Below are 12124 nucleotides of genomic sequence, written 5' to 3'. Positions count from 1 at the left end.
TTAACGTCGATTACGCAAGTGATCACCGACCTCGAACTTGACGATCTCTGCAGTCCCCCAGACTTCGAAATGTTGGGAGAGTTCTGCGAGGAGCCACCCCATGGCCGAGCGCCCATCCTGCAGGCGAAAGACCACGGTGCAGTGCTCCTCGCAAGGTGGGTGGTGTGGGCGAATGGATGGTTGAACGATGAGGGAAAGTTGATCCAACATCAAAGAACTCCTTGCCAAACGCAGTTGGCGTCAAGGTCGATAAAAAATGACTTGGTGAGAAATACCCGCTTGGTGATTTGTCTCATTGAACCTCCGAACATTTACCCACCATAGAGATCGCTTCGCGCCATTCCGGAAACAACTCGATGGCCAGCGCTTGCATGGTTTCCAGCGCTGATGGCGAGCGTCGTTCACGTGACCGGCGCGTCTCGATTCGGTGGACCGGCAGACCGAGGGAGGCGGCATTGAGATGCGCCACTCGGTCTGGAACGACGGTTTCTAGGACCGAGATGTTGGTAGCCCCAGCGAAGGTCTCGCGCAGGCTAAGGATGATCATCCGGGTGTCCACCCGAATGGCGTTCACCTGGCTCAGTAGCAATCGCAAGGGTGGCGGTGTAATGCCCAAGTGGCGGAACGGTTCGAGCTCACTGAACAGCTTCAAGGTGCCGCGGCGCAGTTCGCGGGCGGCGAGCATTTCCGGCGTGATGGGAGATAGAGCGAGATCTGAGGCTAGTAGCGCCATCTCCAGCAGTACGCTGCGCGCACCTTGGGTGTCGATCAAAAGCAGGTCGTAACTGGGGCGGAAGGCATCCATCAGATTGCGCAGACGCAGTCGCCCATCAGGGGCATGCAGTAACAAGGTGCTGAGTCGGGCTTGATCGTCGTTGGATAGGATCAGGTCGAGACCAACAACCGTGGTTGTGGAAATTATCTGCGCAGTATCTGTCAGGTTGAGCGCAATGCACTCGTACGCACCAGCGATGGCCTCGTGGCTCAATGCGTAATAGCTGGAAAGAGTGGGCTGGCTATCCAGGTCCAGCAGCAGCACACGCAGGCCAGCGTCAGACAGAAGACCGCCGAGATTGGCGGCCACCGTGGTTTTGCCCACGCCACCCTTGGTGGAAACCACCGATACTACTCGCATGGCATCAGGCCTGCTGGCCCAGGCGTTCAACGATCCACCGCTCAATTTCCAGCGAGTCCCAACCCACCGCGCGCAGCCCAATACGTTTAGCTTGAGGAAATTTACCTTCCTTCATCAAGTTGTAGATGTGCGCACGCTTGAAACCGGTTTTTCGCTCTACCTCCTCACGTCGCATGATGTGACGTTCAAGCGGTGGCTGGAGTAGGTCTGCAGTAGGTAAGGGCTGGTTGGACATGGTGGTCACTCCTGGCGTCGATTGGCGCGTGATGGGACGTGACCTGAATTGAATAGCAGAAATGGAAGAGAGTCATTGCACTGCAATTGGGGCGAGTGCAGTGCAATGTGCCTCATTGCTTTGTCAGGCTGCGTTTGCCGGCTGCAAACTTTTCGTCCAAGGTACGCTTGGTTATGCCAGATACGTTTTTATGGTGAGCGGTTAGCGCGTCAACAATGGCTGCTTGGGATCGGAAAACCGACAACGGTTTTCCGGATGGAGACTCGTCGAGGAATAGATTGACCATCGCTCCAATTATGTGCAGGTAGACGGATTCGCTACGCTCGCTGACTTTGCTGTTGGTATTGAGCAGGTGATGAATGTTCTTCCTCTCCAGCCCGATGGCGTCAAGGTCATCAAGTAGTTGTTGATATGCTGCTTCGAGACTCTTTATCCGTACTTGCATTGCATCCCGGTCACCTTGCAATGCTAAATACGTTCCAATGCTGATAGCTTCCTGCTGATGGAGTGATCCGTCAAAAAGAAACGCTGGTCGCTGGTCAGGATAGTATCGCGACATCCAAAATCTAAGATCAGTGTGGCGGACGGTTAACTGGCTGCAATCAACGGGAGTACCGAAGGCGACTGGTACGCCGAAGCAGCCGTAGACGAGTTCGCCGTGTTGAATCGCGTCAAAAATTTTTTCGGTATTTGCATGCAAGCATGGCCACTGCGGAAAGGTAGTCTTAAGCATGGTTGGGCAACGCTGCGTCGCCTCGAGGATTTCCCTTTCGAAGGCCATTAAATTGCACCAGCGCAAGGCCGCATCGATGGGCCGATAGAAAGTTTTTGCGTAGGGATTGCAACTTTGAGTTGCGTACATGCGAAGTCCCTCCCTTAAATGCTCCTCAAAATTTTTTTCTGCGAGAATAATTATTTTGTGTTTTTACGATCGATTTTAGAGTGATGCGTTTGTCGGGTTTATTGGTATGGTTCTACAGCAATTCAGTGTTCAATTTAGTGATTCGAGTTTAGTTGTGGTGGTAAAAAATATAATCCTAATGCAAGGTGTAGATGTTTCGCAGCTGTGGATTGTAATGCGTGGCGGTACAGCTTCACGCGGCAGTCGTCGATACCAATTCAAAGTAATGTCGAGATCATCTTGTAACCAAGGATTTAAGAAGGGCTTGCAGCGAATCAGATGAAAAATGATTGTGCATCGCACTGCGTCAAGCCAAACGAGTTTTAGGATACAGTCGTTGAGATTTATTTTTTAAGTGAGTTACTCCATGTTGTGACTCAGTGCTGATCTTAATTTTCTGACGCCTGTAAAGTATCTCTGAAGGACTGAATGGAGCAATTTCGAGGTTGTGGAGTAACGTATAGAAATCTTGCAGCGAAAAAGCGACAAATTATTGATCATTTCCGCCAAATTTCCGCAGGTTCCGGATCATAGGAATCAAATCCCTTAAGCTTTGGTCATCGACAGCCGATAGTCGATTTTGCTTATTTTGGAAAGATTAATATTTTCCATATTGTAATTGTGATAGCTGCTTCGCTACCATTTTAAGTGCTGAGGATATTACTGTGTTGATTTGAAGCGGGCGCGATGCTCTTTGGGTGTGATACCAAAGTTTTTTACAAATCTTCGGATAAGGGTCGATTGATTACCCAGTCCGCAGTGTCGGGCTATTGCCTTAATCGGGCTATTTGAATATGTAAGCAAATGGCGGGCCGCTTCTAATCTGAGTAACTCTACCATCTTGCTTGGCGTCTTTCCTATGTGTTCTGAATATTTACGAGTAAATGTTCTTTCGCTCATGTTCATAAAATTTGCAAGCACCGGTACTGATAAGTTAGTGCTTAGGTTTTCGTTAATCCATGCGTGCAAATCTGAGAACTGGCTGCTCTTCGATTGAAGGGCTAGGCAGGAGCTGAATTGATTTTGATCTCCAGGCCGTTTCAGAAATATCAACAGGTGACGAGCAACTTCCAGCGCAGTTGTGTGTCCCAGATCTTCCTCGACAATTGATAGTGCGAGGTCAATTCCTGACGTGACACCTGCCGATGTCCATACGTTGTCATCATTAATAAATATGGGGCCGCGTTCAACTATTATTGACGGAAACTTCATCTCTAATTCGTCGTAGGCGGACCAATGAGTAGTTACTTTTCGGCCGTCCAATTTGCCAGCGGAGGCTAGCGCAAATATGCCAGTGCAAGCAGAAATCAAACGCTCGGCTTTGTTTGCATGGTTTACAAAGTGTGAAAAAAATTTTGGATCTTTACAAAAGTTCTGTATGCCCGGGCCGCCGGGTATAATTAACGTGTGTGCCGGAGATGTTTCGGCTTCTAAAATCTCAGTGTTTATTGAAAAATTTGAGAAGATTTCGGTTGTGCGGTTTAACGCTAAAATCGAAATGGTATAGGGCTGGTGAGTGTGTCGCGCGAAATAGTTTGCTGCTATGAACACATCGAGAGGGCCAGCTAAGTCAAGCAAACTTACTTTTGGGTATGTAACAAACTGTATGGACTTAGGTTGCATAAACAGCTACTCCATGGGGGCACTCAATGTAGGCAAGCCAAACCCGCGAATCGTCACGGGTCAATATTGATTACTCTACCAGCCTCTCGCAAGAGGCATCCTTGCGTCTTTTCGAGTATTATCGTGGTTTTCTGATAACCGGCCATTACGTCACCTATAACGCTTTAGGCATGCAGGCTGTTGTTTAGTGTTTAGGCTGATGCGCCCTGCACGACGCGAATTTTGTCTAAGCGTAAAAACCGCAGTCCAAGGGCTAAACCGTGTGTGCGATTCGGCTGACTCGTTTCAGTGCCCCCTCAAAGGCACGACAGCAAGCTCAGCTTTAGAGTTAGTCAGACGGCTAAAGCCAGCGGTTGATAGCGACAGGGCGAAGTACCAATAGTCCTGCATTTGCATAAAGCAAGACGGGCACTGATGTCGTTCATCCAGTGCTTTCTTTGCCGCTAGGGCTACATAAAAAAACTCCACAGCTAAGACGACTACCTGTCGAATAGCTGTGGAGCAAAAAACCGCCTAAACACCGTAATTGACGTACAAGCTTACAACCCAATGCAGCTCACCCGCACAGAGGATAGATCTAACCAGTTACATACTGGGCAACAAATTAGCCAATAACAATTCATTCAGGCAGCGAGACGCCAGCAGCTCGCTTGCAGCATTGATATCCGGCGCGAAGAAGCGATCTTTCTCGTAGTAGGCCACTTTGCTACGCAGGTTGTTTCGAGCAAGTTCCAGTTTGGTTGAGGTCTTCAAGCCCTCACGCAAGTCCAGGCCTTGGCAGGCAGCGAGCCACTCCACGGCCAGAATTCCACGAGTGTTTTCGGCCATCTCCCACAACCGTTTGCCAGCCGCAGGTGCCATCGACACGTGGTCTTCCTGGTTTGCGGAAGTTGGCAGGCTGTCCACCGAGTGAGGATGAGCGAGCGCCTTGTTTTCGCTGGCCAGGGCTGCTGCTGTGACTTGAGAAATCATGAAGCCGGAGTTTACGCCGCCATTGGCCACCAGGAACGGCGGCAGTTGCGACATGTGCTTGTCCATCATCAGCGAAATGCGACGCTCGCTCAGAGAGCCGATTTCAGCAATGGCCAAAGCCATATTGTCAGCGGCCATGGCCACTGGCTCGGCGTGGAAGTTACCGCCGGAGATCACATCACCTTCGGCAGCGAAGACCAGCGGGTTGTCGGAGACGGCGTTAGCTTCGACGACCAACACTTCGGCGGCCTGACGGAACTGGGTCAGACATGCGCCCATGACTTGTGGCTGGCAACGCAGTGAGTAAGGGTCCTGAACCTTGCCGCAGTTCTGGTGCGAGTCGGAGACTTCACTGCGCTCGCCGAGCAATTCACGGTAAGCGTTAGCGGTGTCGATCTGGCCTTTCTGTCCACGAGCGGCGTGAATTCGGGCGTCGAAGGGTGAGCGCGACCCCAAGACAGCCTCAACAGTCAGACCACCAATGGCCAGTGCCCCAGCAAACAGATCTTCGCCCTCGAACAAACCACGCAATGCGTATGCGGTAGACACCTGCGTGCCGTTGAGCAGCGCAAGGCCTTCTTTGGCAGCCAGGGTCAGCGGAGCCAGGCCGGCAACTTTCAGCGCTTCGGTGGCTTCCATCCACTCACCTTTGTAGCGCGCTTTGCCTTCACCCAGCAGCACCAACGACATGTGAGCTAGAGGTGCCAAATCACCGGATGCACCGACCGAACCTTTCAATGGAATGTGCGGGTAGACCTCGGCGTTAATCAGCGAGATCAGCGCGTCGATGACCACGCGCCGAGTACCCGAGAACCCACGGCTCAGGCTGTTGACCTTGAGCACCATAACCAATCGCACCAACGCGTCGCTGATTGGCTCGCCCACACCGGCGGCGTGGGACAAAACGAGGGAGCGCTGCAGGTTTTCCAGATCTTCACTGGCGATGCGAGTCGAAGCCAGCAGGCCGAAGCCGGTATTGATGCCGTAAGCGGTGCGGTTCTCGGCGAGGATCTGCTCCACGCAGGCAACACTGGCCTCAATTTGAGAAGAAGCACTGTTGTCCAGTGTGATTTTGACCGGATGCTGGTAGACATCACGAAGTTGGGCGAGGCTCAGTTGGCCTGGGATAATGTTGAGTGTGTTCATGCTTTGGCTCCTTTAACAGGGGTGATCATTGGCAGGTTCAAGCCTTGCTCTTTGGCGCAATCGATTGCGATCTGGTAACCCGCATCGGCGTGACGCATGACACCGGTGGCCGGATCGTTGTGCAGTACGCGAGCGATACGCTCGGCCGCTTCGTCAGTACCGTCGCAGACAATCACCATGCCCGAGTGCTGCGAGAAGCCCATGCCGACGCCGCCGCCGTGGTGCAGAGAAACCCAGGTCGCGCCGCTCGCGGTGTTGAGCAGAGCGTTGAGCAGTGGCCAGTCGGAGACAGCGTCGGAACCGTCCTGCATGGATTCGGTTTCGCGGTTCGGGCTGGCCACCGAACCGGAGTCCAGGTGGTCGCGACCGATCACGATTGGCGCGGACAATTCACCGCTGCGCACCATTTCGTTGAACGCCAGGCCGAGCTTGGCGCGCAGACCCAGGCCAACCCAGCAGATACGTGCCGGCAGACCCTGGAAGCTGATGCGCTCGCGCGCCATGTCCAGCCAGTTGTGCAGGTGCGCATCGTCCGGGATCAGTTCTTTGACCTTGGCGTCGGTTTTGTAGATGTCTTGCGGATCGCCCGACAGTGCAGCCCAACGGAATGGACCAATGCCGCGGCAGAACAGCGGACGGATGTAAGCGGGTACGAAGCCTGGGAAGTCGAATGCGTTCTCGACGCCTTCTTCCTGGGCCATCTGACGGATGTTGTTGCCGTAGTCGAAGGTCGGAATGCCCATCTTCTGGAATTCGAGCATCGCTTTAACGTGCACAGCCATCGATTGCTTGGCGGCTTTGACGACAGCGGCGGGCTCGGTCTTGGCGCGAGCGCGGTATTCGTCCCAGGTCCAGCCGGCTGGCAGGTAACCGTTGAGCGGGTCGTGGGCGCTGGTCTGGTCGGTGACCATGTCCGGGCGCACGCCGCGCTTGACCAGTTCCGGCAGGATTTCAGCCGCGTTGCCGAGCAGGGCGATGGAAATCGCTTTGCCTTCCTTGGTGTATTTGGCGATACGTGCCAGAGCATCGTCGAGGTCGGTGGCTTGCTCATCGACATAACGGCTGTTCAAACGGAAGTCGATACTGACTTGTTGGCATTCGATGTTCAGCGAGCAAGCACCGGCCAGGGTCGCGGCCAGAGGTTGAGCGCCGCCCATGCCGCCGAGGCCTGCGGTCAGGACCCAACGACCTTTCAGGTCATCGTTATAGTGCTGGCGACCGGCTTCGACGAAGGTTTCGTAGGTGCCCTGAACGATGCCCTGGCTACCAATGTAGATCCAACTGCCGGCGGTCATCTGGCCGTACATGGCCAGGCCTTTGGCGTCGAGTTCGTTGAAGTGTTCCCAGCTCGCCCAGTGCGGCACCAGGTTGGAGTTGGCGATCAGTACGCGCGGGGCGTTGCTGTGGGTCTTGAACACGCCGACCGGCTTGCCGGATTGCACCAGCAGGGTCTCGTCGTCGTTCAGGTTGGTCAGGCTTTCAACGATCTTGTCGTAGCATTCCCAGTTACGCGCCGCACGACCGATACCACCGTAAACCACCAGCTCTTTTGGGTTCTCGGCCACTTCCGGGTCGAGGTTGTTCATCAACATGCGCAGCGGCGCTTCAGTCAGCCAGCTCTTGGCGGTCAGCGTGTTACCACGCGCGGCGCGGATTTCGACATTACGGAAATGGGATGGCTTGCTCACCGGTAATCCTCTCGAAATGACTTTCTCAGACTATTTATTAGTTTTGTCGCTACAGGTCGCACATAAATATAATCATGTATATACAACCATAATCAAGCAAAAATTTTATGCGCTCGTACTTTGTCTGCTGCTATTCATTCATGCGCCGTTGTTGCGCCTTATGCAGCTGACGAACAAGGCGATCTAAGGAGGTGGTCAAGACAGCGAAGTGATGCGATTCAGCAATCCGACAGTCTTGTGTTGTCGCAAGTTTTGCCAAGTTACCGAGGAGCACGGACCCATAAGCATTCAACAGGCGCAGGCCTGAGTCATGAGCCGAATCGCCCCTCCAGCCGGTGCCGCGAGCCCGGTAGAATCAGGCGCGCAGACGTGACGGACTGATGGCCCGACCAAGTCCGCCGACGGATCAACAAACAAGCCTCATCACGCTTGATCTGCAACAGCCTGCAATCTTCCTCCTCAGCCAGAATCGCTTCGACCACATGCTCACCTTCAGTCAGAGGAGCGACCCTGGACAGATAGGCATAGGGCGTCTGCATCACGAAATCCTGCCGCAGATAATCCGGAGCCACTGCGGCGTTCACGTAGCGATCCTCTAATTGCACTGCCATATCATTCTCGTAGTGCACGATCAGAGAATGAAACACCCGCTGCCCTTCGCGCATGTTCAGCGCAAGGACCTGGTCCGCGCCAGCCCACTCCTCGCACAGCAGAATCACCTTGCAGTGATGGCGATGGTCACGCTCGCTGATCTCGTCGGCAATGTTGTTGACGGCAAATAAAGCCGATTGACCTTTGCGCTCCGCTACGAATGTCCCCACCCCTTGCGTGCGCACTAACACACCATCGGCGGTGAGCTCACTAAGGGCGCGATTGATGGTCAAGCGACTCAACCCCAGCTCTTGAGCCAGGTCACTTTCCGACGGTATCCGTTCGTGAGCCGACCAGGTGCCACTCATGATCAGCTGGGTGATCATCTGTTTGACTTGTGCATAGCGTGGCGCGGGGAGCTCACTGAGCTGATCGACCCGCGAAGGAAAATTCCGCATTTGCTTCGGCACGTGGCTCTCCTCGTCAAGCTGGACAGCGGCCAAATTCCGCCGCTAACGCACGACCGCATGAGCAGTGCAAGTGCGCGGAGCAGTTGAGCGACCGAACAGTCGCTCAAAAGCATTCTCGTTACTTCAGGTTGCCACTGAGGAACTGCTGAAGACGCTCGCTTTTGGGATTGCCCAGGACATCTTCAGGCAAACCCTGCTCTTCCACGCGCCCTTGATGGAGGAACAACACCTGGTTCGACACCTTGCGAGCGAAGCTCATCTCATGGGTAACCATGATCATGGTTCGGCCTTCTTCGGCCAGCCCCTGAATCACCTTAAGCACTTCGCCCACCAACTCCGGGTCCAGCGCCGAGGTCGGTTCATCGAACAGCATGATTTCCGGCTCCATGGCCAGTGCCCGGGCAATCGCCACCCGCTGTTGTTGCCCGCCGGAAAGAAATGCCGGGTATTGATCGGCAACCCGCGACGGCAACCCGACCTTGTCCAGGTAACGCCGAGCCCGCTCCTCTGCATCCTTCTTGCTGACACCCAGCACCCGGCGCGGAGCCATGGTGATGTTGTCGAGCACGGTCATGTGGCTCCATAGATTGAAATGCTGAAACACCATCGCCAGGCGCGTGCGCAGGCGTTGCAGTTCATCGGCGTCGGCCACATGCATGCCATGGCGATCATGGACCATGCGAATCGGCTGGTTGTCCAGGCCCATGGCGCCGTCGTTGGGTGTTTCCAGAAAGTTGATGCAACGCAGAAAGGTGCTCTTGCCCGAGCCACTGGCGCCGATCAGGCTGATCACATCGCCGGTCTTGGCGTTCAGCGAAACTCCCTTGAGCACTTCGTGATTGCCATAGCTTTTGTGCAGGTTTTCAACGGTCAGTTTGTACATGTTCAAACATCCTGAATTAATGAGCCGGGCCAAGGAAAGACAGCCAACGGCGTTCAGCCAGACGGAACAGGCCGACCAGAGAGAAAGTGACTGCGAGGTAAATCACTGCGGCGATACCGAATGACTGGAAGGTCAGGAACGTGGCCGAGTTGGCGTCCCTTGCGACCTTGAGGATGTCCGGCACAGTGGCGGTGAACGCTACGGTGGTCGAGTGCAGCATCAGTATCACTTCGTTGCTGTAGTTGGGCAGCGAGCGGCGCAGTGCAGACGGCATGATGATGTAGGCATATAGCTTCCAGCCGCGTAGTCCAAAGGCCTTAGCTGCTTCGACTTCACCGTGGTTCATGTTGCGGATCGCCCCGGCGAAGATCTCCGTGGTGTAGGCGCAAGTGTTCAGGGCGAAGGCCAGAATGGTGCAGTTCAATGCATCGCGGAAGAAGGCGTCGAGCATAGGCTGGGAGCGCACCGCTGCGATGCTATAGATGCCGGTGTAGCAAATCAGCAGCTGTATATACAGAGGTGTACCGCGAAACAGATAGGTATAGAACTGCACGGGCCAACGCACCCATACGTTGGTCGAAACCCTGGCAATCGACAGTGGGACCGACATCAAGAAGCCGAAAAACAGCGAGGCACTGAGCAGCCACAGTGTCATCGCCAATCCGGTGATGTGATAGCCGTCGTTATAGAGGAAGGGTTTCCAGTATTCCTGCAGTAGATCGATCATCGCACGGCCTCCCGAGTGCCTGCGGCGTAGACGATTTCCAGCCGGCGCAAGACGTAGTTCGATGCGGTGGTGATGACCAGATAGATCAAGGCAGCCAGCACCAGGAAAAAGAACAGTTGATAGGAGCTCTTACCGGCGTCCTGAGCTACTTTCACCAAGTCGGCCAGTCCGATAATCGAGACCAGCGCGGTGGCCTTGAGAATCACCATCCAGTTATTGCCGATACCGGGTAAAGCAAAACGCATCATCTGCGGGAACAGCACGAAGCGGAAACGCCGGGCACGAGTCAGGCCGTAAGCAGTGGCCGCTTCCATCTGGCCTCGTGGTACGGCGAGGATCGCGCCACGGAAGGTCTCGGTGAAATACGCCCCGTAGATGAAGCCTAACGTGATAACCGCGGCGCTGAACGGATTGATCTCGATGTATTCCCAGCCCATGACCTCGGTCAGGCTGGTTAGCCAGGTTTGCAGGCTATAGAAGATCAGCAGCATCAACACCAGGTCCGGCACCCCACGAATCAGCGTGGTGTAGGCCTGCGCCGGGACGCGCAGCAGTGCCGATTTCGAAAGCTTGGCACTGGCGCCAACCAAGCCCAGGACCACGCTCAACAGCAAGCACAGGAAGGATAATTTGACAGTCATCCAGGAGCCTTGCAGCAAAAGCGGGCCGAAGCCCTTGAGGCTGAAGCCTGACAGCCCCAGCATCTGCAATAGGTTTTCTAACATTGGACAGCCCTTCGTCGATCAAGAAAACGCCCATCCGAAAATGGGCGCAGCGTCGTTATTTGCCGCTGTAGATATTCTGATCACCGAAGTGCTTTTTCTGGAGGGTGGCGTAAGTGCCATCGTCGTGCAGCGCCTTGATGCCTTTGTCCACCAAGGCTTTGAGCTCGGTGTTGCCTTTGAGGAGACCCATAGCTGTTTTAGCGGGCAGCAACTCGTGATCAACAGGCTTGCTGACTTCAAAGTCGGCGCCTTGTGGGGATTTCAGGAAACCCATTTCGGCTTGCAGCATGTTCTGGATTGAGGCGTCGAGGCGGCCAGTGACTAAGTCAGCATAAACCTGATCCTGGTTGGCATAGGCCTGGGTTTTCACCCCGGCCTTGCTCAGCACTGCTTTGGCGTAGGCTTCCTCGGTAGTGCCTTGCTCATAGCCAACCGTTTTTCCGGCTAGCGTCTTGAGGTCTTCGCTCAGGCCGGAACCTTTCTTAAAGACGTAGGAAGTGGGAACCGAAAATAGTTCATTGGAGAAATCGATGACTTTTTCCCGCGACGAGGTCACGGTCATGGCAGAAATCACGCCGTCGAACTTGTTGGCTTTGAGGCCGGGGATCATGCCGTCGAAATCGCTTTCAACCCATTTGCACTTGACCTTCAATTCAGCGCAAATCGCGTTGCCCAGGTCGATATCAAAGCCCACGAGGCTGCCGTCGGCGGCCTTGGATTCGAAAGGTGCATAAGAGGGGTCCACACCAAAGCGCAACTCCTTGTACTCCTTGGCGAGGGCAGAGCCAGCCGCCACACATAAAGCCAATACTGAGAGGGTCAAAATAGATTTTTTCATTGTTTTTATTCCTAAGGACCAACAGGAGCGCTTGTGGCGCACGAGTACAGTTATGAAGTTCATGTGTCGCTATGGGAGCAAGCGCACAGAACACAATTCGCGGATAAACGTGTCGAGACGCACGGTCGACTTTAGCGCGCAAATACATACTTGTACAGACAGGCATAGGCAATCAGTCAGCCATCTATCT

Annotated in this window: 12 protein-coding genes; all 12 read right to left on the bottom strand. The window is 54.3% G+C overall.

Translation table 11 applies throughout. From position 1 onward, the window contains the following. The 12 genes from JUI81_RS02630 to JUI81_RS02575 all read right to left on the bottom strand — a co-directional run bounded on the left by JUI81_RS02630 (position 1) and on the right by JUI81_RS02575 (position 11934). Positions 1-210, bottom strand: a complete 210-nt coding sequence (locus tag JUI81_RS02630; RefSeq protein WP_204123647.1) for a hypothetical protein — start codon at positions 208-210, stop codon at positions 1-3. 82 nt (positions 211-292) lie between these two features. Next, positions 293-1135 carry a ParA family protein gene (locus JUI81_RS02625; RefSeq protein WP_204123853.1) on the bottom strand — a complete coding sequence of 281 codons (843 nt, stop codon included), beginning with the start codon at positions 1133-1135 and terminating at the stop codon, positions 293-295. Between the two features lie 4 nt (positions 1136-1139). Further along, the gene (locus JUI81_RS02620) at positions 1140-1370 is read right to left on the bottom strand and encodes an AlpA family transcriptional regulator (RefSeq protein ID WP_204123646.1); all 231 of its coding nucleotides are present in this window, start codon (positions 1368-1370) and stop codon (positions 1140-1142) included. A gap of 112 nt (positions 1371-1482) precedes the next feature. Next, entirely contained in the window at positions 1483-2232 is a 750-nt protein-coding gene (locus tag JUI81_RS02615) for a hypothetical protein (protein ID WP_204123645.1), read from the bottom strand. Positions 2233-2931: 699 nt separating this feature from the next. After that, complete coding sequence (locus JUI81_RS02610; RefSeq protein ID WP_204123644.1) at positions 2932-3894, bottom strand: GlxA family transcriptional regulator; 963 nt, start codon at positions 3892-3894, stop codon at positions 2932-2934. 585 nt (positions 3895-4479) lie between these two features. Next, a complete protein-coding gene (gene hutH, locus JUI81_RS02605; protein ID WP_204123643.1) occupies positions 4480-6012 on the bottom strand; it encodes a histidine ammonia-lyase in 1533 nt (510 codons plus the stop codon). Then, a complete protein-coding gene (gene hutU / locus JUI81_RS02600; RefSeq protein ID WP_204123642.1) occupies positions 6009-7700 on the bottom strand; it encodes a urocanate hydratase in 1692 nt (563 codons plus the stop codon). The genes hutH and hutU overlap by 4 nt, the downstream gene beginning before the upstream one ends. Before the next feature lie 308 nt (positions 7701-8008). Continuing rightward, the gene (gene hutC, locus JUI81_RS02595; protein ID WP_204123852.1) at positions 8009-8749 is read right to left on the bottom strand and encodes a histidine utilization repressor; all 741 of its coding nucleotides are present in this window, start codon (positions 8747-8749) and stop codon (positions 8009-8011) included. Between the two features lie 130 nt (positions 8750-8879). Continuing rightward, positions 8880-9644, bottom strand: a complete 765-nt coding sequence (locus JUI81_RS02590; RefSeq protein WP_204123641.1) for an ABC transporter ATP-binding protein — start codon at positions 9642-9644, stop codon at positions 8880-8882. Positions 9645-9660: 16 nt separating this feature from the next. Continuing rightward, the gene (locus tag JUI81_RS02585) at positions 9661-10371 is read right to left on the bottom strand and encodes an ABC transporter permease (RefSeq protein ID WP_204123640.1); all 711 of its coding nucleotides are present in this window, start codon (positions 10369-10371) and stop codon (positions 9661-9663) included. After that, the gene (locus tag JUI81_RS02580; protein ID WP_204123639.1) at positions 10368-11096 is read right to left on the bottom strand and encodes an ABC transporter permease; all 729 of its coding nucleotides are present in this window, start codon (positions 11094-11096) and stop codon (positions 10368-10370) included. The genes JUI81_RS02585 and JUI81_RS02580 overlap by 4 nt, the downstream gene beginning before the upstream one ends. A gap of 55 nt (positions 11097-11151) precedes the next feature. Beyond that, a complete protein-coding gene (locus JUI81_RS02575; RefSeq protein ID WP_204123851.1) occupies positions 11152-11934 on the bottom strand; it encodes a transporter substrate-binding domain-containing protein in 783 nt (260 codons plus the stop codon). Positions 11935-12124 lie beyond the last annotated feature (190 nt).

This window comes from Pseudomonas sp. 008 (assembly GCF_016861935.1).
In the GTDB taxonomy this organism is placed as follows: domain Bacteria; phylum Pseudomonadota; class Gammaproteobacteria; order Pseudomonadales; family Pseudomonadaceae; genus Aquipseudomonas.
Note: the sequence above shows the minus strand (reverse complement) of the source record. Positions and strands in the feature narration are given on the sequence as shown.